General features: G+C 38.2%; 29 protein-coding genes. 6 read left to right on the top strand and 23 right to left on the bottom strand.

Features of this window, described 5'->3' with window-relative positions:
- Positions 1–2: 2 nt before the first annotated feature.
- The 4 genes from ACZ48W_RS00695 to ychF all read right to left on the bottom strand — a co-directional run bounded on the left by ACZ48W_RS00695 (position 3) and on the right by ychF (position 2,788).
- Positions 3–476, bottom strand: coding sequence for a YehS family protein (locus ACZ48W_RS00695; RefSeq protein ID WP_464828849.1), 474 nt, complete (start codon positions 474–476; stop codon positions 3–5).
- Between the two features lie 8 nt (positions 477–484).
- On the bottom strand, positions 485–1,102 hold the full coding sequence (locus ACZ48W_RS00690; RefSeq protein WP_464828848.1) for a YceI family protein: 618 nt from the start codon (positions 1,100–1,102) through the stop codon (positions 485–487).
- Between the two features lie 69 nt (positions 1,103–1,171).
- The gene (locus ACZ48W_RS00685) at positions 1,172–1,642 is read right to left on the bottom strand and encodes a DUF302 domain-containing protein (RefSeq protein ID WP_464828847.1); all 471 of its coding nucleotides are present in this window, start codon (positions 1,640–1,642) and stop codon (positions 1,172–1,174) included.
- A 42-nt stretch (positions 1,643–1,684) separates the two neighbouring features.
- Positions 1,685–2,788 carry a redox-regulated ATPase YchF gene (gene ychF, locus ACZ48W_RS00680; protein WP_464828846.1) on the bottom strand — a complete coding sequence of 368 codons (1,104 nt, stop codon included), beginning with the start codon at positions 2,786–2,788 and terminating at the stop codon, positions 1,685–1,687.
- Positions 2,789–2,851: 63 nt separating this feature from the next.
- On the opposite strand from ychF, the gene ACZ48W_RS00675 reads away from it, so the two are divergent.
- Positions 2,852–4,531: a cation:proton antiporter gene (locus ACZ48W_RS00675; protein ID WP_464828845.1), complete on the top strand. Its 1,680-nt coding sequence runs from the start codon at positions 2,852–2,854 to the stop codon at positions 4,529–4,531.
- A gap of 34 nt (positions 4,532–4,565) precedes the next feature.
- Here ACZ48W_RS00675 and ACZ48W_RS00670 read toward each other — a convergent pair whose 3' ends face one another.
- From ACZ48W_RS00670 to ACZ48W_RS00635, 8 genes are all read right to left on the bottom strand, one after another.
- Complete coding sequence (locus tag ACZ48W_RS00670) at positions 4,566–6,035, bottom strand: leucyl aminopeptidase (protein ID WP_464828844.1); 1,470 nt, start codon at positions 6,033–6,035, stop codon at positions 4,566–4,568.
- 398 nt (positions 6,036–6,433) lie between these two features.
- Positions 6,434–7,660: a tryptophan synthase subunit beta gene (gene trpB / locus ACZ48W_RS00665; protein WP_464828843.1), complete on the bottom strand. Its 1,227-nt coding sequence runs from the start codon at positions 7,658–7,660 to the stop codon at positions 6,434–6,436.
- Between the two features lie 84 nt (positions 7,661–7,744).
- Positions 7,745–8,305: an adenine phosphoribosyltransferase gene (locus ACZ48W_RS00660; RefSeq protein ID WP_464828842.1), complete on the bottom strand. Its 561-nt coding sequence runs from the start codon at positions 8,303–8,305 to the stop codon at positions 7,745–7,747.
- 377 nt (positions 8,306–8,682) lie between these two features.
- Positions 8,683–9,528 carry an AraC family transcriptional regulator gene (locus tag ACZ48W_RS00655; protein WP_464828841.1) on the bottom strand — a complete coding sequence of 282 codons (846 nt, stop codon included), beginning with the start codon at positions 9,526–9,528 and terminating at the stop codon, positions 8,683–8,685.
- Positions 9,529–9,670: 142 nt separating this feature from the next.
- Positions 9,671–10,318 carry a HEPN domain-containing protein gene (locus ACZ48W_RS00650; RefSeq protein WP_464828840.1) on the bottom strand — a complete coding sequence of 216 codons (648 nt, stop codon included), beginning with the start codon at positions 10,316–10,318 and terminating at the stop codon, positions 9,671–9,673.
- A gap of 81 nt (positions 10,319–10,399) precedes the next feature.
- A complete protein-coding gene (locus tag ACZ48W_RS00645; protein ID WP_464828839.1) occupies positions 10,400–10,633 on the bottom strand; it encodes a hypothetical protein in 234 nt (77 codons plus the stop codon).
- Between the two features lie 9 nt (positions 10,634–10,642).
- Positions 10,643–11,140 (bottom strand): hypothetical protein, encoded by a 498-nt coding sequence (locus ACZ48W_RS00640; protein WP_464828838.1) that lies wholly within the window; start codon positions 11,138–11,140, stop codon positions 10,643–10,645.
- Positions 11,141–11,285: 145 nt separating this feature from the next.
- Entirely contained in the window at positions 11,286–12,038 is a 753-nt protein-coding gene (locus ACZ48W_RS00635; RefSeq protein ID WP_464828837.1) for a DUF3825 domain-containing protein, read from the bottom strand.
- 464 nt (positions 12,039–12,502) lie between these two features.
- Here ACZ48W_RS00635 and ACZ48W_RS00630 point away from each other — a divergent pair, with 464 nt between their 5' ends.
- Positions 12,503–13,474, top strand: a complete 972-nt coding sequence (locus tag ACZ48W_RS00630; RefSeq protein WP_464828836.1) for an integron integrase — start codon at positions 12,503–12,505, stop codon at positions 13,472–13,474.
- 19 nt (positions 13,475–13,493) lie between these two features.
- On the opposite strand, the gene rpiB is transcribed toward ACZ48W_RS00630, so the two are convergent.
- The 3 genes from rpiB to folD are packed head-to-tail and all read right to left on the bottom strand — an operon-like array spanning position 13,494 to position 15,780.
- Complete coding sequence (gene rpiB / locus ACZ48W_RS00625; RefSeq protein ID WP_464828835.1) at positions 13,494–13,952, bottom strand: ribose 5-phosphate isomerase B; 459 nt, start codon at positions 13,950–13,952, stop codon at positions 13,494–13,496.
- Between the two features lie 10 nt (positions 13,953–13,962).
- Positions 13,963–14,934 (bottom strand): signal peptidase I, encoded by a 972-nt coding sequence (gene lepB, locus ACZ48W_RS00620; RefSeq protein ID WP_464828834.1) that lies wholly within the window; start codon positions 14,932–14,934, stop codon positions 13,963–13,965.
- Positions 14,935–15,780, bottom strand: a complete 846-nt coding sequence (gene folD / locus ACZ48W_RS00615; RefSeq protein ID WP_464828833.1) for a bifunctional methylenetetrahydrofolate dehydrogenase/methenyltetrahydrofolate cyclohydrolase FolD — start codon at positions 15,778–15,780, stop codon at positions 14,935–14,937.
- A 64-nt stretch (positions 15,781–15,844) separates the two neighbouring features.
- On the opposite strand from folD, the gene ACZ48W_RS00610 reads away from it, so the two are divergent.
- Positions 15,845–16,219, top strand: coding sequence for a c-type cytochrome (locus ACZ48W_RS00610; protein ID WP_464828832.1), 375 nt, complete (start codon positions 15,845–15,847; stop codon positions 16,217–16,219).
- Positions 16,220–16,279: 60 nt separating this feature from the next.
- Complete coding sequence (locus tag ACZ48W_RS00605; protein ID WP_464828831.1) at positions 16,280–16,423, top strand: hypothetical protein; 144 nt, start codon at positions 16,280–16,282, stop codon at positions 16,421–16,423.
- A gap of 38 nt (positions 16,424–16,461) precedes the next feature.
- Here the strand turns inward: ACZ48W_RS00605 and ACZ48W_RS00600 are convergent, their stop codons facing one another.
- The 5 genes from ACZ48W_RS00600 to ACZ48W_RS00580 form a co-directional block, all read right to left on the bottom strand.
- Entirely contained in the window at positions 16,462–16,680 is a 219-nt protein-coding gene (locus ACZ48W_RS00600) for a cold-shock protein (RefSeq protein ID WP_464828830.1), read from the bottom strand.
- A gap of 336 nt (positions 16,681–17,016) precedes the next feature.
- Entirely contained in the window at positions 17,017–17,511 is a 495-nt protein-coding gene (locus tag ACZ48W_RS00595; RefSeq protein WP_464828829.1) for a hypothetical protein, read from the bottom strand.
- Positions 17,512–17,566: 55 nt separating this feature from the next.
- Entirely contained in the window at positions 17,567–17,722 is a 156-nt protein-coding gene (locus tag ACZ48W_RS00590; RefSeq protein ID WP_464828828.1) for a hypothetical protein, read from the bottom strand.
- Positions 17,723–17,809: 87 nt separating this feature from the next.
- Positions 17,810–18,286, bottom strand: a complete 477-nt coding sequence (locus tag ACZ48W_RS00585) for a hypothetical protein (RefSeq protein WP_464828827.1) — start codon at positions 18,284–18,286, stop codon at positions 17,810–17,812.
- Between the two features lie 38 nt (positions 18,287–18,324).
- Complete coding sequence (locus ACZ48W_RS00580) at positions 18,325–18,993, bottom strand: DUF502 domain-containing protein (RefSeq protein ID WP_464828826.1); 669 nt, start codon at positions 18,991–18,993, stop codon at positions 18,325–18,327.
- Between the two features lie 286 nt (positions 18,994–19,279).
- Between ACZ48W_RS00580 and ACZ48W_RS00575 the strand changes: the two genes are divergently transcribed.
- Entirely contained in the window at positions 19,280–19,822 is a 543-nt protein-coding gene (locus ACZ48W_RS00575; protein WP_464828825.1) for a DUF4410 domain-containing protein, read from the top strand.
- A gap of 101 nt (positions 19,823–19,923) precedes the next feature.
- On the opposite strand, the gene ACZ48W_RS00570 is transcribed toward ACZ48W_RS00575, so the two are convergent.
- Both ACZ48W_RS00570 and ACZ48W_RS00565 read right to left on the bottom strand, forming a co-directional pair.
- The gene (locus ACZ48W_RS00570) at positions 19,924–21,819 is read right to left on the bottom strand and encodes an NAD(+) synthase (RefSeq protein WP_464828824.1); all 1,896 of its coding nucleotides are present in this window, start codon (positions 21,817–21,819) and stop codon (positions 19,924–19,926) included.
- Positions 21,820–22,054: 235 nt separating this feature from the next.
- Positions 22,055–22,582, bottom strand: a complete 528-nt coding sequence (locus tag ACZ48W_RS00565) for a peptidylprolyl isomerase (RefSeq protein WP_464828823.1) — start codon at positions 22,580–22,582, stop codon at positions 22,055–22,057.
- A gap of 67 nt (positions 22,583–22,649) precedes the next feature.
- Here ACZ48W_RS00565 and pyrF point away from each other — a divergent pair, with 67 nt between their 5' ends.
- Complete coding sequence (gene pyrF, locus ACZ48W_RS00560) at positions 22,650–23,342, top strand: orotidine-5'-phosphate decarboxylase (protein WP_464828822.1); 693 nt, start codon at positions 22,650–22,652, stop codon at positions 23,340–23,342.
- Here the strand turns inward: pyrF and ACZ48W_RS00555 are convergent.
- Entirely contained in the window at positions 23,326–23,454 is a 129-nt protein-coding gene (locus ACZ48W_RS00555; protein ID WP_464828821.1) for a hypothetical protein, read from the bottom strand. The two genes, pyrF and ACZ48W_RS00555, sit on opposite strands and share 17 nt — an antisense overlap.
- Positions 23,455–23,549: the final 95 nt, after the last annotated feature.

Here is a 23,549-nt window from a genome sequence, read left to right as displayed (position 1 = left end):
AATTAGCTGATCTCTCCGACAAAATAAAATTCATCCAAACCGTCCAAAAAAGCCATAAGTAGTTCATCTGAACACTCTTTAAAATTCTTGTGTCCTTCTTTACGGAAGAGGGAAGCTAGTTGTTGTTTGCTGAGTTCTGCTTCTCCTAAACTAAAGATGATCTCTGTCTCTGCCTCTTTGAGTTCCAGAGCGATACGCAGTTTTTTGAGTATGAGGTTGTTGGTAAGTTCTACGACTTCAGCATCATTCTGTTTTTTAGGAGAAGGACCTCTTTTTAGAATGACAAAACCATCAAGGAATACACCTAATTCTGCATAGCTGCAAAGCTCAAATCCATCATCAAAACGACGTTTAAGAAGTGAGTTTAAATGTGTTGCATCCATTTCATAGTCTGCTGATGCATATGCATCGAGCATCTCTTCTGCACTTAAGTTCAATGCTTTTTGGATCTTATAGAGAATATCATTTGTTTTCAATGTTAGCCTTACTTTTTAATTTCAACATGACAGAGCGTCGCTTCAATAGTAGTACTGAAACTGATACTCACATCATTCCATGTTTTGCCTTTATGCAGATCATAGCATGTTTTATTGATCGTGGTCAGTGCGGATCTTCCATTGAAATCAAAGAGATCAATCGTACCATTTGCCTGAAAATGCCCCTTTTCATAATGGTACATCATTGGAATGATCAGTGTTTTTTCATTCATGGTCAGCATGACTTTGAGTATACCGGTTCGGGGTTTGCCTTTCACATGTTTATCGGTAGCTTTAATATCGGTGATTCTGCCTGTTATGATCGTACTCTTCAGTTTTTTGAAGAACATTCTGACCAGTGCATCATCTCTCGAAGGATTTCCTGTATCGATCTTGCTTGTATCGATGGAGATCTTTGAACCTACGAACAGTTCTCTAAAATTCTTACCCTCTTTGTGGGCAGGTGTATAGGTAACAGATGTAAATTTACCGCCTACACCGATCTTGGCCAATGTCTTGTATGCCTTCCATGTGACATTTATGTCTGAAGATTGAACAAGTACACACCCTGTTGCAGCATATGAGAAAGAGAAGAGGGCTATAAGCGAAAGTATAATTTTTTTCATAATGAAGCCTTTGGATCTTTATTTTGTTATATAAGAATATATCATATTAATCTTCATTCCATTTAAAAATTATTTTTTAGCCGCAGCTTCTGCAAGATTCTGTAAAGCGATATGTGCTTTTTGTATAATGCCTAAACATTTTTTATCTTTAATATTGTGTTTAAGTGTCCAGTATTCAGGATTGGTATAGGTGATCGTGGTTTTCCCCTCGTAATCGGTACTGAAAAGCATACGAAGCGGAAGGTCCAATCCCATGGAAGGGTTGCACTGCATGAGTTTCGTTCCCATTTCAGGGTTACCGAATACCACAACTGTCTCAGGTTTAAGTCTTAATCCTGCTTCTTTAGCATTTTTGGCATGGTCTATGGTCTCGAAGTGGGTAAGCCCTTTTGCCTTGATCGTACTGATCAACTTGCTTACAGCCGTAGGTACATCATTTTGTGTCTCTACCGTTTCAAGGAATGCCCCTTTTTTGTTCTCACAACCAAGCAATGCAAATCCTGTCAAACCGATCAATCCGATAAGTAGTAGTTTTCTCATAATTAACCTTTATATCGGTGCGTTAGTAAACGCACCCTACAATTATACGTTAAACCTAAAGTGCATGACATCGCCGTCCTGAACGATGTACTCTTTTCCTTCAAGTCTGTTCTTGCCAGCTTCTTTTGCACCTTGCTCACCACCAAACTCTACAAAGTCTTCGTAAGAGATAACCTCTGCACGGATAAACCCTTTTTCAAAGTCGTTATGGATGACAGCTGCTGCTTTGGGTGCAGTTGTACCTTTACGGATAGTCCAGGCACGTACCTCTTTTACACCTGCTGTAAAATAACTTTGAAGTCCGAGTTTGTCAAACCCTTTGTGGATGATCTGCTCAAGTCCTGACTCTGTTACACCAAGGTCAGCAAGCATTTCCTCTTTCTCTTCCTCTTCAAAGTCCACCATGTCCTCTTCTACTTTGGCACATAGCTTAATGACTTCAGAGTTTCTCTCTGCTGCATAGGCTTTAAGCTTTTGGACAAACTCATTGTCTTCACCGAGTCCGTCTTCATCTACATTCGCACCATAGATGATCTCTTTGCTTGTAAGAAGACGCAGATCTTTGTTCATTGCTTTGAATGCATCACTCTCCAAGTCTGAAAAAGTAGAAACAGGGTGGCCTTCTTCAATATGGGCCAGCAGTGCTTCAGCCACTTCAAGCTGAGCTTTGGCATCTTTATCATTCCCTTTTGCCTTTTTCTTTAGCATCTCAATACGTTTAAGTACAGCATCGATATCGGCAAAAAGTAACTCCTGTTCAATGATCTCTACATCACGGATAGGGTCAATGGAACCTTCTGTATGTACGATATTGGGGTCTTCAAAACATCTTACGATATGCAGGATCACTTCAGTTTCACGGATATTTCCTAAAAACTTATTTCCAAGACCTTCACCTTTACTTGCACCTTTTACAAGACCTGCAATATCTACAAAGTCCAGTGTAGAGTACTGTATCTTTTCAGGATTTACGATTTTTGCAAGCTCTTCAAGCCTTTTGTCAGGTACAGGTACAACAGCTTTGTTCGGTTCTATTGTACAGAACGGGTAATTCGCGCTCTCTGCATTCTGTGCTTTCGTCAGTGCGTTAAAAGTGGTGGATTTTCCGACATTCGGTAATCCGACAAGTCCTATGCCTAGTCCCATGGTATTTCCTTTGGTTATATATTGCCGTGATTTTATCTAAAAATTGGTGAAGAGGGGGTTAGTATGGCAAGAATCACAAGAATCATGTATAATATAAATAAAAACAGGAGGGGTTTTATGGAAAATGCCTTGCTGATATTGATCATAACTATTACAATATCGACCATACTCAATGTTTTTTTAAAGAAGTTTGATATTCCGACCGTGATCGGATATGTATTCTCCGGTTTTATTATCTCTTCTATTTTCAACTTTGCTGAAGATTCCAAAGAGATGCTGTCACATTTGGCAGAGTTCGGGATTGTCTTCCTGATGTTCACGATCGGATTGGAATTTTCTCTCAATCATCTTAAAAGCATGAAGAAGGAAGTATTCGTTTATGGCGGACTGGAAGTCATGCTTTCCGGACTGCTTTTTACGGCATTGGGGTATTGGCTCTTTGGACTGGAGATCAAAAGTGCCATTGTAGTAGGGTTTGCACTCTCCCTTTCTTCTACGGCTATTGTCCTCAAGGTACTCAATGACAATAATGAGATACATTCCGGCTATGGCCGTACAACACTCGGGATACTGCTTTTTCAGGATCTTGCTGTGATCCCTATACTCCTGATGGTCTCTTTTTTCACATCAGATACAGGCTCTGTATCTGTAATGCTTTTGGAAACACTGGGAAGTGCTATCGTCGTTTTCCTGATACTGTTTTTTGTAGGTAAATATTTTGTTGAACGATTTTTTGACTGGATCATGTCCAGCAATTCGGAAGAGATCTTTCTTGTAGCCGTTCTGCTTGGTGTTATAAGTGCCTCATTGTTGGCAGAGATGTTTGGGTTTTCCTACTCTTTAGGTGCTTTTCTTGCAGGAATGATGCTGGCGGAAACGAAATATCGTTACCGTATCGAAGCGGATCTGGTACCTTTTAGAGATATCCTTTTAGGGGTGTTCTTTGTTACGATCGGAATGCTTATTGACTGGCATTCCATTATGGCCTATGCAGATATTATTTTGGGCTTGCTTGCCGGAATAATACTTTTAAAAGGCATATTCATCTTCGGTATTTTACAGTTTTTTATTCAAAAAAGGACAGCACTTAAAACGTCAATGGCACTTTTTCAGATAGGGGAATTTGCCCTGGTGATCTTTGCGCTTGCCGGTTCCCGTGGTCTTATTTCTGTTGAACTTAATCAGATCATGATCATTACTATAGTACTTTCCATGATCATTACACCTTTTGTATTAAAAAATATTAAAAAGCTTGCCGATATACTGACGAAAGAACCCATTGCATTGCGTGACAGGGCACTGATAGGTGGTACCTTTAAGGATCATATTATTATTTGCGGCTATGGTCCTGTAGGAAAAAAGCTTGTGAAAATATTTAGAGAAAGAAAATTGCTCTATGTTATTCTTGAACATGATGTCAGAATAGTGGACAAGGAGATCAGTAAAGGTGAAGAGGCTATTTATCTTGCCAATGCAGCACAAAAAATGGTACTTACACATTTTAATGTAAATGCCTGTACAGCTATTATTGTTACTATAGAAAATGAGATACAGAGGCAGTTGATCTGTGAAAATATTGCTTCATTCAAACCGGAGATCAACAGTATTGTAAAGGTCAATAACATTGCTGAGGAAGAGGTGATAGCAGGATTGGGTATCAAACATATTATTAACAGCAGAGAGATCATTGCCGATATGCTGGCTGAAGAAGCATTGGCCTGCCATCTTCAGGCAAAGCAGTAAAAAGCCAATACTTCTGACCTTTTACTGTATAGTATTATTTCTCTTTTGTACGTGCGATCTTTTCAATGAGTCTCAACATCATCCTTACTCCTGCACCTGAAGCGCCATGAGGATTTTCTCCCCAGGCATGTTCTACGAATGCAGGTCCTGCGATATCGATGTGGGCCCATTTCTCTTTATGCTCATCATCAATGAATTCAGAGAGGAACTGCCCCGCTGTAATAGCCCCGCCGTAGCGTGTATTGGAGATGTTGCACACATCTGCTATCTCACTCTTGATGGTTTTTTTAAGGTAGGTATTGAAGTCCAGGGATGTTGCCAACTCTCCGGCCATTCTGGCTGCATTCACTACCATTGCTTTGGTCTCATCACTGTTTCCCATCACACCTGAAGTATAGTGGCCTACACCTACAACACAGGCACCTGTCAGTGTGGCAAAATCAAAAAGGTAATCTGCCTTCACTTCCTGTTGTGCATAACAGAGTGTATCGGCCAATACGAGACGGCCTTCAGCATCTGTATTGCGTATTTCGATCGTTTTACCGTTTTTGGCTACAAGTACATCATCAGGTTTGTAGGCATCCCCACCGATCATGTTCTCTACTGCTCCTACAAAACCGTGTACTTCTACAGGAAGATCCATTTCAGAGATCGCTTTCATGATACCAAGAACTGCAGAACCTCCACTCTTGTCTGACTTCATCGTTACCATATAGTCTGCCGGTTTAAGGCTGAGCCCGCCTGAATCATAAGTCAAACCTTTCCCCACCAAAGTAACAACTGCTTTAGGATTTTTAGGTTTATGTGCCAGGTGGATCACTCTTGGTTTATGACGGCTTGCACGTGCAACGGCCAAAAGCGTTTCCATCTTCTCTTTTCTGAGTGCTTTTGGTTTAAGTATTTTACATTGCAGGTCACTGTTCTTAGCCAGATCTTCAGCGATCTCCGCCATAATCTGAGGGTAGCAGTCATCCGGTGTAGTGTTTACGATATCTCTTGTAAAGTTCGTGGCATTTGCAGATATCTCACCGTTATGTACAGCTCTTGCCGCTGTTTCCATAGTGATCTCATGTTCATTATATCCTTCTAATGAGATCTCTATATTTTTAACGGATGATTTTACTTTTTTGCTTTTATAGGTGTTAAAACTGTAGCTTCCGAGGACAAATCCTTCCACTGCAGCTCTGAGTGATGCTGAACATCTCGGATGGCTCAAATATGTTGCTATTTTTACTGTTTTGTAAGCTTTTTTACCCAGGAGTGAGCGTATTGCAGTTGCTACTGCTGCACGGACACCCACACCTTTAAGTGTATCGGCACCGACATAGAGTCTGTTTTTTTCTATAAGATGGCAAACTTCATCCTGTCCGGCGGAAAAACCGGCTTTTTTGAGAAGTTTTTTATCTTTTATGAAATCGTGTTTGAGGTCTTTGTCTATAACGATGATGATCTCAAGATCGGCTTTGATCTCTGAAATATTATCTGTTCTAATATTGAAATTCATTTTTTTCCTTAGTGTTGGTATAACTCTATGATTGATTTAGCAGTATATAGTATCAATAATTTCTAAAATCTGGTTTAGTGTATATGGTGTGTAGATTACACGAGCATGGTATCTATAAAAAATATGAGAGAGTTTTGAAGAGGTATAACACTATCAAAATAAAAAACATCCCATAGAAATTGGCTAAACCTGAGATAGAAGCTTTTTTAACTTACCTTGCAGCAGAATGAAAAGTATCACCACTGCACAAAATCAAGCATTTTCAGTAATATTTTTTCTCTACAAAGGGGTTCCCGGTTCCCGGTATAGAAGATATAAGCAGTTGGAATGTTCAAGCTCTGCGTGTACAGGAGCGAAAACATAGGCAGGGTGGTTATCCCTTTGGATATGTGATCTTGTTATATAAACTGCTCTTTAAGTATATCTTTTGCCTGCATCATATCTTTGTCTCCGCGGCCGGAAAGGTTTACCAGAATGGTTTTACCTTTAACTTCTTCAGGCTTCATTTTTTTCAGGTAGGCAATAGCATGAGAACTCTCAAATGCAGGGATGATACCTTCAGCCTGTGAGAGCCATACAAAGGCTTCCATGGCTTCATCATCTGTGATGTGGTCATAGGTTACGACACCTTCATCTTTCAGAAAAGCATGTTCAGGTCCGATGCCCGGGTAGTCCAGTCCCGCTGAAATGGAGTGTGCTTCCTGTATTTGTCCGTCTTCATCCTGAAGGAGGTAGCTGAGCTGACCGTGAAGTACTCCCGGGCTTCCTTTTTCCAAAGAACAGCCATGTTTGCAGTCCAGTCCTTCTCCTCCTGCTTCAATACCGATACACTCCACACTTTCATCTTCCAGGAAGTGGTTGAAGATACCAAGAGCGTTCGATCCGCCGCCGATACATGCGATGACTTTATCAGGAAGACAACCCTCAACTACATGAAGCTGTTCTTTTGCTTCCCATCCGATGATAGACTGGATGTCACGTACCATCATAGGGTAAGGGTGAGGCCCTGCAACCGTGCCTATGAGGTAGTAGGTGTCTCTTGCATTGGTTACCCAGTGGCGGATAGCATCATTCATAGCATCTTTGAGTGTTTTACTGCCGGACTCTACGGCATGTACTTTTGCACCAAGCAGTTTCATACGAAATACATTGAGTTCCTGTCTGGCTACATCCTTGGCGCCCATGAAGACTTCACATTCAAGTCCAAAAAGTGCTGCAACCGTTGCCGTAGCCACACCGTGCTGACCAGCACCGGTCTCTGCAATAATTTTTTTCTTGCCCAGTCTTTTTGCCAGAACAGCCTGTGCAACACAGTGGTTTATCTTATGAGCACCTGTATGGTTAAGGTCTTCACGCTTGAGGTAGATCTTCGCATCAAGCTCTTTAGAGAGATTCTCTGCAAAGTAAAGTGCTGAAGGACGGCCTACATAGTTTTTGTAGTAGTAGTCCACTTCAGACCAGAAGTCCTTGTCAAAACGTGCTGCTTCGTAATCCAGTCTAAGCTGCTCAAGTGCCGGCATCAGTGTTTCAGGTACAAAACGCCCGCCAAATTTACCAAAATGCCCTAAGTCATCCGGATCATGAGGACTTGGTCTTGGGATATATATTTCTTTATTTAAATTCATTTATTTCTCTTGTAGTAGTAATTATGTAAATTATATCGTATAGGAGGTTAGGGAGTGTTAAATCCCTAAAGAGTGGCATATTGTTTAATCTATCTCTAAAACGGAATACACAGGAGCTTCTATCCCTCCACGTCCGTTTAAAAATCCAAGTTCCATGATGAAACAGGCCTCTACACATTTTGCACCTACTTTACCTATGAGATTTGCAGCTGCTTTGGCTGTTCCTCCTGTGGCTATGAGGTCATCTATAAGCAGGACTTTGGAAGGATCACCTGTATGGCAACACCCATTTTCACCAAAAGCATCAATATGTATCTCTACTTCATCAAAACCATACTCCAAGCTGTATTTTTCAGCAACAGTAGTGTAGGGGAGTTTGCCTTTTTTACGTACAGGTACAAAGCCTACTCCCAGTCTGTCAGCCAGAATGGAACCAAAGATGAAGCCTCTGGCATCTATGCCTGCAATATAGTCCAGATCATAACCCAGGTAACGGTTTGTCAGGTGATCCATAAGTGTATTGAGTGCTTTTGGGTTATTCAGCAATGTGGTGATGTCTTTGAAGATGATGCCCGGTTTTGGGAAGTCCGGAATATCTCGGATACTGTCTAGTATAATGCTTTTCTCTTCAGGGGTGAGTGTCATGATGTTTCCTTGGGGTTGATCTATCTGTTTTGGTTGGGGTTATTGTAGCATAGGTTGTTTGAAGGTTATTGAAGTGGGTAAGGGGGGCGGGTGTTCAGTCCGGCCTTGTTATGTGTTTCATTCCGCTACCAACACAAGCTCATTTGGTTTTGGGTAACTCACTGGAATATACTCAATATTGAATGGGTTTTTTTGATTCTTTAATTCACTTATAGAGTATTCCATCCACTCCATCATTTCTTTTTTTCCTTTTGAATTATTGCGTAAATCAAATTATCACCTGCATCCTTGCCACCACGGTTCCTTTTTCATATAACGGCTGAGTTGAGAAATATTTGAGCCACTAGGGTCAAATATTTCTCTCCAATGATTTGTTATCATTTTAATGGTACATAAATTTCAGTTTTAAGGTTTTCTAGTTTTGTTTTTCGTGGGTCTCTGTTTAAATATTTTTCAAACATTGGTAAATCTCTAACATCCAAACCACTCTCTACAATCCAGTCTCCAATTTCATCATAAGTAGCCTTTAAATTTTCATAAGCTCCTTTATGTAAAAACATAGCATACTTACCACCTTCGATAATTTTTGATAATATTTCACCCTCTGGTTTAACAGTTTTATCATCCCAAGTAATACAAGCATCAAATCTTAATTTATCTTCATCTATTACATTTGGATTATCATGTCCTATTCCAAACATCATTGCATCTATTCCCATTAAATTTTTTTTGTATTTAATTTTATTTTTGTAAGCAAAGCTCATCAAAACTTCCCATGCTTCTCCTGCTGATTTATCATAAGCACCTTCTTTTCTCACATATAAAACCTCTACTGGTTTTAACTCAACTATTTTAGGTTCTAACATCTTTAATCCTTTTTTCTTTTTTGCATTTAAAGAAAACTCTTTGGGAGTTATTCCAAAATGCTTTTTAAAAGCTTTTGTAAAGGAAGCATTTGTTTCATATCCACTATCCATTGCAATTTGAGTGATTTTTTGATTTGTTTTAAACTTTAAAGTTGTACTTGAAAGTCTTACTCGTCTAATATAATCGCTTAAATTCTCACCAATAATAGATTTGAAAATTCTATGAAAATGATATTTTGAAAAACTAGCAACTTTTGATAACTCTTCAAGAGTTAAATCTTCATTATAGTTTTTCTCAATATAAAAAATGACTTTATATACACTTTGGATATAATCATTTTTTGTTGTCTTTTTCATTGTTTCCTCTCATCTGCTTTATGATGTAATTATAAGATAATCAAAAATTTAAAACTACTCTTAGATTGCTAATTCTGTGATGATAACGACTGAAGATAGTCAATAAATTGCCGCTAGGTAATTTATTGGCTACACTGTTTTGTTATCTAGTCACCTTTCTCCAAGGTTGTATTGTTCCATCTGTAATACTATAAAAATAATCGCATAAGTTATTATCCATTTCCAAGCAATTTTCATAAATCATTTGTGTATTTAACATTTGAGTGTCAATAGTTACATATTCACTAGATCGACCATTGTGAGCAATATTACCACGTAGACCTACAAATTCATCAATGATTGATTTATCTGCAGACCATAAGGTTGCAATATCTTCAAGTCCTAAATAATTAAAAAATAATGGTTTGAGTTTTCCATGTTTTGGTGTATTTAATGCTCTCGTTTCTTGGCAACAATATGAATCAAGAACATTTCTCCATCCCATTCCAGCTAATTCTAAAGGTTTTAGATTATGAGAAGCCTCTTTGACTTTTTTTGATAAATGTTTTCTTACTGGTAATGGTAAGTCATTAGGTGTGTCAGCTTTAGTTGCAAGATATCTTGTAGATTCAATTAAAACTGATTCAGCATATAATTCCCAACTAGCACATAACATAATAATTCCACTTCTAGTGATATGACCTAAGCCTCTTCTACCTCTATGATTAGGGCTTAATTCATCATGTGCTTGATTCAAGCGATATACATCTATCATATTCTTTTTGAATTCTTTTAGTGCTATTGATGGCAATTTTTTCCTTTAGATAACGACTGAGTTGAGAAATATTTGAGCCGCAGGGTCAAATATTTCTCTCCAATGATTTGTTATATCTTAAATAAATCTTGGTTCAACAACAGAATATGTTTTTCCTTCAATGTCAATTGTTTTGCTATTTAAGTAAAGGTTTGGAGAACCAACAACTGTAACTATTCCACAGCTTTTACATTTTTCTGCTAACCACCAATCATCATCATTGAAATATACACTATCAATTACAATACTACTTTGAGGATAAATATGTCCCCCACTACAATTACAACCGATAAAAAAAGGCTTTATATACATAAAAACTCCTTATTGTACATCTTGTTTTCTAACATAATATATATTATTATTATCTGTAATTTTATAATAATCTTCAATTAAATTTTTATTACTGAAAGATTGTAAAATTTTAATTTTTGAATTATTTGTTACTTTAGGGAGATATCCTAGTTCTACATCCAATTCACAAGATGCCCAATTTAGTTCTCTCTTTAAACAATATTCAATACTCTTTTTCCCAAATCTTTTTTTAAATAATATAGTTCCTTTTTTAATTGTGCCAATTTTTTCAGAATTTAAATATTTTTTACAGCTTGATTCAATGGCACTATTTAAACTATTACGATGAATACCATTGCTATCCCAATATGAATTTCCATCTTTTGTCGCTGTAATAATTTTAATGCCATTACAATTAACAAAATATTTTATACCGCTATCAGTGTATTCTTTTTTTTCTATACTCCAAGCATTTGCAGAACTTATTGTCATTGTAATTGCAACTAACCCTAAAATTAACTTCTTCATGAAGTCCTCCTTAAAACTTTAAAATTCACCTATAAAATAGGAATATTCAAACTTCCAAATAAATGTGGTAACTTGGATATAACGATCAAAGTAAGCTATAAATTAGCCGCAGGGTAATTTATTAGCTTCTCTGATTTGTTATATTTTATGGTTGTAACCAATCTTTATCTGGTTTTGCAATAAGTCTTGCATTATTATATGCCATATCAAGAGTAATAATAGTTGCGGCACGATAAAACTCGTTATGCTTTTCTATTGTTAATGCAATATCTGCTTTCGTTGGATCCGATAAGCATATTGGAAAGAGTAATTGCATTTTTCCATTATAATATTGAGGTATAGCTGTTTTATAATTTCTTTTAACTCTTTTAATTGCATTATCAAGTGCACCTTTAAAATGAGTTTGCAACTGATAATTACTCATGCTATTATATGGTTCAGGAAATCTTGCTTTATTTTCTTCTATTATGTGTTCAATATTTTCTCTTAATTCTAATCTTGTATCATATACTAAATCTCCTGGATTATCAAAATAATGTGCCATTTCTGGTAATATTGAAAAATTATTCATAATGCTTTCACCTTTTCTTGCCCATTGCTTAAAATGCCATTCTTGTTGTCCTTGAATATTATTTTTATCAAAAAAGGCATAGATTGGTTCCTGACTGATTGTCATCAATCCTGTGTCAAAACAGGCATAACTGTCATTTGTAGAAATTTTATTTTCTTCCGATAGTCTTTTGAATGTATACAAGATATAATTATATAAAATTGGGTTACTTCTGTTTGAACTCATTGAAGTATAACTCCAATCTTCAGGTTCTGCGAACTCGGCTAATCTCTCTATAGCTTCATCATAATTTCCCATGTATGCAAAATCAAATAATTCATTTGGCATTTCATTCCTTTTGTAAATAAAGTATAACGGGGGCGCGGGTGAGCAACACCCACGGAAGAAAGCTTGCTTTCAGGAGGGGGTGTTTGCTCCTCCCGCTTGTTGCCTGGCGCTTTGCGCCGGGCGACCAGCGGGTGTTCAGCCCGCGCCCCCGTTGCCTCGGTAAGCGAAGCGTCCGAGGCAACTATTTATTCAAGGAACATTATATACCTATCAGCCTTAACAACCATAAATAACAGAACATAAAAATGTCCTGTTATTTTTCAAATAATGCATAAAAATGACAAAAATATGACAATTTGTCATTTTTTTATCTGTTTTCTTCAAAATTTATTACAATTATAACTATACATAATGTCCTTTTTGCAGGATATTTGGCATTATTTGAACAAAATGTCCGTTATTTGGCAAATATAGTCAATAACAGACATTTTGTCCTTTTTAATATAATTTTAAGGAGATAAATTATGCAAAAACCTAAGAGAAAATTATTGGAGATAGTAAGAGATAAGATTCGCTTTAAACATTATAGTATATCAACAGAGAGAACATATATTTACTGGATAAAATATTACATTATTTTTCACAATAAAAAGCATCCGATTGAGATGGCTAAATGTGAAATAGAAGAGTTTTTGACATATCTTGCTATACAAAAAAAGGTATCGCCAACTACACAGAACCAAGCCTTTTCAGCTATACTTTTTCTTTATAAAGAGGTACTTGGTATTGATATAAGCAGTTGGAATATACAAGCCCTTAGAGCTCAAGAGAGAAAGCACATTCCGCAAGTACTTACTAAAGATGAAGTGCAAAATGTTATAGCCAATCTTACAGGAGTTTATCAACTGATGGTGCAGATGATGTATGGATGTGGATTACGTATGAAAGAGGTATTGAATTTACGTATAAAAGATATCGACTTTGGATTTGACAAAGTATACATTTGGGACAGCAAAAGTCTCAAAGACCGTACAGTACCACTACCTCAGGTACTTAAACAAAGGCTCAAAGCTCAGGTAGAGTATGTAGAAGCGTTGCATCAAAAGGATGTAGCAGACGGGTACGGTACAGTCTATCTGCCTTATGCATTGGAGCGGAAATATCCCAATGCCAAGGTTGAGACCAAATGGCAGTTTCTCTTTCCTATGAGAAATGTTGCCAAAGACCCCAGAAGTAAAGTGATCAGGCGACATCATGTGCATGAAAAGACTTTGGGCAGAAACATCAAGCAGGCGGCTATGAAGGCTGGCATACACAAAAGAGTAACTTCACATATATTTAGACACTCTTATGCTACACACCTTTTACAAAGTGGCATTGATCTAAGAAGCATTCAAGAATTGCTTGGACATAAAAGTGTAGAGACTACGATGGTCTATACCCATGTAGTAGCTGAGATGAATAAGGGGAGGGTAGTGAGCCCTTTAGATATATAGCTCAAAATTAACGTACCGTTTACCCCAGATCTGTACCAAAAGCACAGCCTTCTATTTTACTTACACGTCCGGCGTGACGTCCGCCTTCGAACTCAGTGTTGGCAAAGACCTCTATCATATCTTCTATGACACCTTTTCCTACGACACGCTCCCCGAAACAGAGGATATTCGCATCATTGTGCTGTCTGGTGAGTTTTGCAGTATAGTGGTCGTGACAGAGTGCTGCACGGATACCTTTTACTTTGTTTGCTGATATAGAGATGCCGATACCTGTACCGCAGATAAGAATGCCAAAGCTCCCTTCATCGGCAAGTACTGCCTGGGCACACTTTTTGGCAAAGTCAGGGTAGTCCACTCTGTCTGCAGAATCCGGTCCAAGGTCAATGATCTCATGCCCCAGACCGGTAACGATCTCTTTGACATAGGCTTTCACTGCATACCCGGCATGGTCTGTTGCTATATAGAATTTTTTTGACATATTTTTTCCCTTATTGAATTGGTTCTTCCAGTTGTATAGATTCGATGCGTCTTCCTACACGTCCCCAACGGACGGTAAAACGCTGTCTGTTCCAAAGTGCTTCACACTCTTTGGAGTCTATAGCTACATCGCCACAGACACGTTTGAGCCCTGCATGGTCTCTCCCGCCACCATATTGATCGCCTTTAAAAACACGGTCATAGGAACGATGTTCCAAACTCATATAGATAAGCCAAGGCTTACCGACGATGAGTTTATAGGGTACAGAACCCCAAAACCGACTGTCATTGGAGTTGTCACGGTTGTCACCTATCATATAAAAGTGGTCTTCTTCTACTTTAGTGTAAAGTGCATTGATCACTTTACTTCCCAGTTCAAATACCGGAGCATTGAGTCCCTCTACCATGACGGGAGTCATATCGATCTCTTTATTGTAGCTATAGTAACGAAGCAGTACTTCAAAGATATTCATCCCTTCAGGTACATACTGTATACCCGGGTATTTATTCATGTAGGGATTTTCTACCCATAATTTACCTCTAAGTGAGACGATCTTTTCTTGAGGATAGTTTTTCCTAATATATTCATCTCCTTCATGAAAGTGAATGAGAAGTTTTTTGTTTGCATAGATGAGTTCATCTCCACCTACAGCAACACAACGTTTTACGTAGTGTATCTTAGGGGTTTTAGGATAACGAAAGATAACAATATCTTCTCTTTTCGGTCTGGGACCTTCTATGAGGTGACCGTTATTGTTAAAGTCCGGTAAAAGAGGTATTTCCAGCCAAGGCAGATGAGGGATAGGGATACCGTAAGAGTACTTTTTAGCAAAAAGGAAGTCACCTATGAGTTGCGTTCTTTTCATAGAACCACTTGGAATGACAAAGGACTGTGCTACAAAGAAAATAAGAAAAAGTACGATGATGACCGTACCTGTCCATGAACTTGAAAATCTATAAAATGCTGAGAGAAACTTTTTCACTTAAACCCTTTGTTTGGCAGATTTTAGGGTATTTGAAAGCAGCATCGCAATAGTCATTGGACCGACACCGCCCGGTACCGGGGTAATATATGAACATTTGGAAGCAACATTTTTGAAATCAACATCCCCCACAAGTGAACCGTCTTCTATGCGGTTGATACCGATATCAATGATGATAGCACCTTCTTTCACCATATCTTCCTTGATGAGCCCGGGAACACCGACACCTACAACAATGATGTCGGCTTTGGAAGTATGTGCTTTAAGGTCTTTGGTAAAGATATGTGTAACCGTCACTGTAGCATTTGCATTAAGAAGCAGAGATGCCATAGGTTTACCTACGATATTGCTTGCCCCTACAACACAGACATCTTTACCTTGGAGATCGATCTCATACTCTTCAAACATTTTCATAACACCCAGAGGGGTACAGGCTACAAAACTGTCAAGACCGGTCACCAGACGGCCTACATTGTACGCATGAAAACCATCTACATCTTTTTTGGGATCTATGACTTCCAGTATTTTATCTGTATCTATATGTTTTGGTAAAGGAAGTTGTACCAGAATACCGTCTATACGGGGATTGTCATTCATCATTTCGATGGTTGCTATGATCTCATCCTGGGAAATGGTATCGGGCATATTGTGTGTAATGGAGTAGAAACCGACCCTTTCACACGCTTTTGCTTTCATTTTTACATAGGCATGACTTGCCGGATCATCACCTACAAGGATCACTGCAAGTCCGGGAACGATATTTTCTTCCTGTTTCAGCTGCTCGACTTCGGTCGCTACAGAATCCTGTACTTTTTTGGCTAAGGCTTTACCATCGATAAGTTGCATTGAGATGCCCTTTATTTTTTTAAGGTATTATATCAAAAATAGTTTAGGGGGAATTAACGTATATATGATCATAAAGAGATTATTGCTTTTAGTACCGTTGTTGCTGGGGGCAGATGAAGATTTTATTTCACACTATGAGTATGGTGAAATGCTTTATAACAATCCAAGGGGAGTAAGCTGTTCCCAGTGCCATGGCAAAGAGGGTGCAGGTACAACCATAGTCGAGTTTCGTGATATTCATGGAAAACAGGCTATAAAAGGGCCTGATATACGTATGGAAACTCTTCAGACCATGATCAAAAGTGTAAACAGTTATCATGAGATCATGCCAAGATACTACCTGACGAATGAGGAAGTAAAAGCTATCTATGATTATCTGCAAAAGAAAAATGAAGCGTATTTGTCTCAGGTAAAGGAGAATAATACCACTACCGAATAAAAGGATAATGAACGTATACCAACTTCTACAACAGAGGAGATAAAAGTAAAACTTTTAGAGGTGAAATCAGATCAAAAAGTAAATTATAAACTTTTTAAAGAGGGAAAAATAGAGATAAAACTTACATTAGATGCACATGAAACTAGAAAAATTGATGTATTGTTTGAAATTTCTTATGATAAAGATTTGAAGATAAATTATTAGGAAGGACTTATAGGCGTAAAGCCTATAAGGAAGCACGATTAAAGTGCAGTTACGTTCTCAGCTTGTGGGCCTTTTTGACCTTCACCGATCTCGAATGTTACAGCTTGACCTTCTGCAAGTGTTACACGACCACCAGCTTCGTTATTTACTTGACGGAAATGTACGAATACATCGCTCCCACCGTTCTCTTGTTGGATAAATCCATAACCTTTTTCATCGTTGAACCATTTTACAGTTCCGTTTACTAATTCTGCCATTGTTGTACCTTTGGGTAATAATATTCACTTATGGGGTCTCCCTAATATAAGCGGAATCCAAATCGGTGAGAGTCTTTCGGGGGTCTAGCAGAGTTTAACACACACACTTAACACACGATAGATGAACTCGAACCTCATCTTTCATCGAATCTATTGTACCCTCTTTTCTTAGGGTTAAGCTTATTTAATAAAAAATGATTGAAAAATGATTGAAAAATGATATTATTTAATGATTATCCAGAAAAATATCATATTTTTATCCTGCACTTATAAGAGCATTTTCGTTAATGAAGATGATTTTATGGAGCGGTATAGTGTCCTGTAAGGTGATCTGTTTTATTTCATCATCATTGATTTTAAAAATGCTTCTCTTTTTTCAATACCCAATAATTTATTTCTGGTAAGATCGGGGTAAGTACCCCCTAAACCTTTGCCATCATTTCCATGACATCCGGCACAGATACTGGTGTAGAACATAGCAGCATCTTTTGGATAAGGCTCTTTACACTTCTTTCCGGAAAGTTCCAGAACATAGCAAGCGATCTTTGGCGCATCTTTTACAGAAGCAAATCCTTTTTCCATCTCACCTCCTTTGAAATCAAACTGATTTGAACCATGATTGATGACATTGATGATATATTGTTTTACATACTCTGTTGTCTGTAGCCTGGAAAGTTCATCTTCATAATGGGTCTTTTGATGTACTTTTATGTGCTCTGTATAGTGTGTATCTGTTTTGATCTCTGGTTTTTCAGGATGACGAAATTTTGCATTGTAAAGTGCATATAGCAATACAATGAAAATGGCTATGTAAGGTAAATTTTTTTGCATAATGTGATTCTATAACAATTAGAGTTAAACGGTACTTCCTGTTTTAGAGGAAGTATTATCTGGGCAGCATTTTAGGTACCGGGGAGACCAAAGGGTAAAAATGTACTTTTTGTACACTCCATTTGCTGAATACAGCCTTGTTTGTATCTTTTATAGTGATGACCTGTCTGGAATAAGCTCTTTTGATATCAGCTTTCAGTACTTTCAGCATACTTGCCCAGTTGCAGACTCTTCATACCATATACACTAAGATAGAGTGTTATAGTATAGTTTCATTCTCTGTTGTATGGATCTTTTATCATACTATTTCGGTTAATTTAAGAAATATCTCATTTATCTCTTTTCCGGCTTTCTTTGCAAGTTGTTCAACTTCTACCTTGGAGACTGCATATCTGTGGGATAACTCTTTTTTTGTCTCTTCCCATTTGTCTTCTGTTTCCATTTTTGCAAGATGTGCTTTCAGTTCGGCTATATCTAACTCTTCTTCCATTTTTTTAGATACTTTAAAAATGAACTTTTCTGTACTCTCTCTTATTATTTCAAGTTTGTCACGTGCTTCCATTATGGCAAGATGGCCTTGAAGTTCTGTGTTTCCTTCAAACTCTCTGGATGCATCTTTCAGTTTGTCATTAATGTCAGATAAACGTTTTTTCAGCCCAATCCAGAATTCATTTCCTTCTTCTGTAAACTCTTTACTGATCGCTTCTATTTTCTCTTCAGATTTTTCAAGTGACTTTTTGGATTGTTCAATGATCTCTTTAAGTTCTTTTTCCATTATTTTCTCCTTTTCTCTTTTTCTTATTATAGCACTTTTTATGATGTTTGTTTTTGATGTATTTCCAACCAATTACTCAACAGTACCAATTCATCCAGATCCTTTGGTTCACTCTTTATGATCTCTGCAAAGCTTTTCACCCCCATAGAAAGCAGATACTGAAGATTATCGTCAAAAGTTGCAGAGTCTATGACGTAGATATTATCCTTATGTACCTCAAACATATATCCGCCGTTCGGGATAGGGGACATAGAGAGTGTCACTGTGTAATGGTCTTTGATGATACTCTCTTTTTGTGAGTACATTAACCCTATGTTATAGCCTTCATTTGCAAAACCGCGTATGGCAACAACAAGTACCTGGTTCTCTCCCTCTTTGGAAGAGTTAAAGATGCCGATGATGTCTTTGATGGTTGAGTAGCCGGGTATTTTTTTAAGTATCACCCCGAAGTAACCAGCTAATTTTGTCTTCATAATGTGCCCCATGAAATACAAAAGAAGCAAAAAGATAACTATGATCAGCATAAACCATAAAAATTCATGTTTCTGAGGTACAAATCCCACAGTTTTAAATACCCAACCTATCAAAAGGTCTATTTTGCCATAAAGCCAGAGTATTACTACTACGATAATAACAACAGGTAAAAGTCCAAAGAGTCCTTGAAGTGCAGTTTGTGTGAAATGTTTTAGGGGTTTGCTGGTTTTCATATGGTTTTTCCTTATTCTGTAGTATTCGGAAGTGGAGACTTCAGTCCCACCTCACAGCCATAACTTTATGGAAGTTTTTCATAACTTGCTTAATCGTTTAAACTTCTAGTGGGACTGAAGTCCCCACTTCCTTATATTGCCTTTTGTTCACATGCTTTGCGTGGGAATATATATAATACACTATCTCAGCTTGAGTATTCTATTGTGTATGGCGTTTAATACTCTTTTGGTAGAATATAAAATCTAATGTTTATTTAGATAAAAATTATATCAGGGGAAGAAAGCAATGAAAAAAACAACATGGAGCACAATGAAATATATTTTGATCGGATTATCAAGTATATTGATTTTTAGTGGGTGTACAGCAACCTCGGCACCAAAGCCTACACATATCAAAGCATATACTAAGGCTTTTAAGATCAATTCTAACGATACTGTCTCCGTAACAGTAAATGCCAAGGAAGAGGTTGCAATAACAGAGGCAGAAAAAAATCGTTTAGCTGAAAAAGTTAAAAAAGAGATAGATATTCTTAAAATGAATAATCCTAAAACTGCTAAATCAAATCAGTATGAATTGGATATTAAACTTCTTAAGTATGAAAAGGGGAATGCATTTGCCCGTATGTTATTAGCTGGTTTAGGACAAATACATATAGATGCAAATACAAATGTACTTGTATTACCTACAAAGAGAAAAGTCACTGAATTTAATCTCAATAAAACATTTGCATGGGGTGGGATTTATGGTGCAAGTACAACCATAGAAACTGTAGAAGAAGGTTTTGCTAAAGGTATTGCAGAAGCTGTTACACAAAATAAGAAAAAATAAGATTTATTCTACAACCCCTTCCGTATATCGTTAGGCGGATGTAGAGAAATTCTCTCATTCTCCTTTGCTATATTAAGTAAAGGAACGAGGGTAACTCTATATTACTCCAACTCTTCCAACCAAGCCTCAAAATCCGCATCACTGGCCATCTTCCAATCTGCTCTGGGACTTAAAGAGATCGTACCTACTTTCGGACCATCCGGCATACATGAACGCTTGAACTGTTGCGTAAAGAAACGTCTTAAAAAGAGTTTGAGCCATTTAGTGATCGTTTTTTCATCGTATTTAGTATCAAATGCTATGGTCGCAAGGAATCGTATCTTACTTGGTTTGGCTCCGTACTTGATGAAGTGGTATAAAAAGAAGTCATGCAGCTCGTATGGACCTACGATCGCTTCTGTTTCCTGGACTATCTCATCTTCTTTATGAGGAAGGAGTTCCGGGCTTATAGGTGTGTCTAAAATATCATCGATTATATCAGCAACAGACTCGTTGGATTTGTAGTATTCAATCACATACTTGATGAGTGTTTTTGGAATGCCTGAGTTGAGGGCATACATACTCATGTGGTCACCGTTATAGGTGCTCCAGCCAAGGGCGATCTCACTGAGATCACCTGTACCGATGACAAGTCCCCCTTCTTTATTTGCCATATTCATTAATATAGATGTTCTGGCACGTGCCTGTACATTCTCATATGTTACGTTGTGCTCGTCTTTATCATGCTCTATGGCTTCAAATTCCTTGAGGGATATATCGGTAATGTCCACCTCTTTCAGTGTTACACCCAGCGCTTCACAAAGTTTCACGGCATTTGACCTGGTTCTACTTGTAGTTCCAAATCCGGGCATGGTTACAGCAATGATATCTTTATTCTCCCAACCCATCATCTCAAATGCCCTGTGTGTAGAGAGCAGGGCGAGGGTAGAGTCAAGACCGCCTGAGATACCTATAACAGCTTTTTTGATCTGTGCATGGTTCATACGTTTGATGAGACCGTGTGCCTGTATGTGGACTATTTCATCACAGCGGTTCTTTTTGTCGGCATAGCGTGAAGGTACGAAGGGATCAGGGGTGATCTCTCTATCCAGTTTAGAGATACATGGTAGCGTATCTACCTTGATCGTTCTTGTTTTCTTGCGTCTGCCGTCACCATAGCTGGACTCATTGAGACGAAGCCATCTGAGGCGTTCCAGGTCCACATCGGCTGTTATAAGACTACTCTCAAGACTAAAGCGTTCATTCTGAACGAGTGTAGTACCATACTCACTGATGATGGCATGTCCTCCAAAGACCGTATCTGTCGTAGATTCACCTACACCGGCAGAACTGTAAACATATGCAGCCATACATCTGGCACTCTGTGTACGTACCAACTCTTCACGGTACTCATGCTTACCTATGAGTTCATTACTTGCACTCATATTGAACAGCAGGTTGGCTCCGTTACTTGCCATGTGATTACTGGGAGGTGTTACAGCCCAAAGATCTTCACATATCTCTATGCCGAAAGTCATATCAGCTTTGTCAGTAAAGAGAAGGTCAACCCCAAAAGGTACTTCTTCCCCCAAAAGTTCTGTAGTTGTGCGTACAATGTCACGACCACTTACGAACTGACGTTTTTCATAGAACTCTTTTTTGTTGGGAAGATAGCTTTTCGGTACGGCTCCCAGTATTTTTCCATTTTGTACTACAACAGCAGAGTTATAGAGTCTATCTGCTTCAAGTACGGCTATACCGATAATAGCAACAGTATCAATCTTTTCTATATTTTTTAATATATGTTCCAAAGATTCATCTTGCGAAGCAATAAGCGTCTGGTTAAGCAAAAGGTCACTGGCAGTGTATCCTGTAAGCGTAAGCTCCGGAAATACAACGACACTGACCTCTTTAGAGTGAGCTTCTTTAATGAGAGCGAGAACTTCTTCAGCATTTTTAGCAGGATTTCCTACAACTGTTTTGTTTACTGCTGCTGCAACTCTATAAAAACCATACATCAAACACTCCCATTATTTAAATAATAAATCTGTTGTCCGAACAACCTTGTAAGCAGTAATTTTTGCAAACCTGCAAAGATTACGTCGCGTTTCGAGAGGACAACGCTTTTTGTTCTACTTTTTCTAAAAAAGTAGAAAAGAAACCCTAAAATACAAAAGAAGCTTTTGTAAAGAAATCAAACTCTTGTATGCATTCCACCTCAGGAGAGGTGGAACGAGGGTTAAAAGGGTAGATTTACGCTTTTGTAGCGTGAATCTCAATAGATTCAATATCATCATTCTGCTCAATATTATCAAGCACCATGAAAGAATCCGTGTCATCTTCCTCAATCGCACCAAATACCGTGTGAACACCATCCAGGTGTGGAGTTGGTACAAAAGTAATGAAGAACTGGCTTCCTCCTGTGTTCGGTCCTGCATGAGCCATAGAGAGAGTTCCTCTTCTGTGTGGGTTTGTACTAGTGTCGGTCTCACAGTCTATCTGCCAGTCCGGTCCGCCTGTACCAGCCATTGCCGGGTTACCTGTAGGTCCTGAGTGAGGGCAACCGCCCTGAGCCATGAATCCCGGGATCACTCTGTGGAACTTAAGGTTGTTGTAGAACCCTTCATTTGCCAAGTGAGCGAAGTTTGCCACAGTGTTAGGTGCATCTTCAGGATAGAGTTTTACCCAAATGTCACCTTTGTTCGTTTTGATCTTTGCGTATTGGTATGTATCCATTACATCTTGAGGGATGTCGTATCTTTTTGATTGTTTTCCAAACATATTCGTTTAGTCCTTGTTTATTGAATTTAGGATATTATTATACCACTAAAAGATAAGGGTTTTAACTATGGAACTATGTGTTGCACTCGATCTGCCGTCTGCAGAAGAGAATTTGGCTCTGGCAGAGTCACTTAAATCGTACAATGTTTGGATGAAAGTAGGCTTTCGTGCCTACATTCGTGACGGTAAACCTTTTATAGAAGCGCTTAAGGCCATCAACCCGGATTTCAAGATATTTCTTGACCTGAAACTTTATGATATCCCTAATACCATGGCAGATGCAGCTGAGGAGATAGCCAAACTTGGCGTAGATATGTTCAATATTCATGCATCCGCAGGTGCAGTAGCTATGAAAACAGTCATGGAAAGACTCTCTACCTATAAAAACAGACCACTCGTATTGGCAGTGACAGCTTTAACCTCTTTTGATGAAGCCAACTTTCGAGCAGTATATGAAAAAAGCATCGATGAAAAAGCAGAACAGTTCGCCAAGATGAGTTATGAGAATGGATTGGATGGTGTAGTCTGCTCAACATTTGAGAGCAGGGCTATCAAAAATGCTACCTCTGAAAAGTTTTTAACGCTCTGTCCAGGCATCCGTCCTTTCGGTGAAGATGCAGGGGATCAACAGCGTGTGGCTACGCTGGAACTTGCAGCCAAAGAGGGTGTAGACTATCCTGTAGTAGGCAGACCTATTTATAGAGATGAAAATCCGAAAGTAAAAGTAGAAGAAATACTCAAAGTTATTTCTGCTTTTTGATCTCTTTTTTCTGTTTGGTCATTTCCAAGGCACTATGCATCCCTTGTATCATAAAATAAGCACCTACACCAAAGAGTGCCAGAACGATAAGTGGTGTAAATTTTTTTAACATTTTTATTTTCTACCTTGATTTTAAATTTCTTTTTGTAATGAAATCATACAATAATAATATCTTTATATTAGATATTTTTGGATAGAATCTATCGA

Source organism: Sulfurovum aggregans (assembly GCF_055385215.1).
Note: the sequence above shows the minus strand (reverse complement) of the source record. Positions and strands in the feature narration are given on the sequence as shown.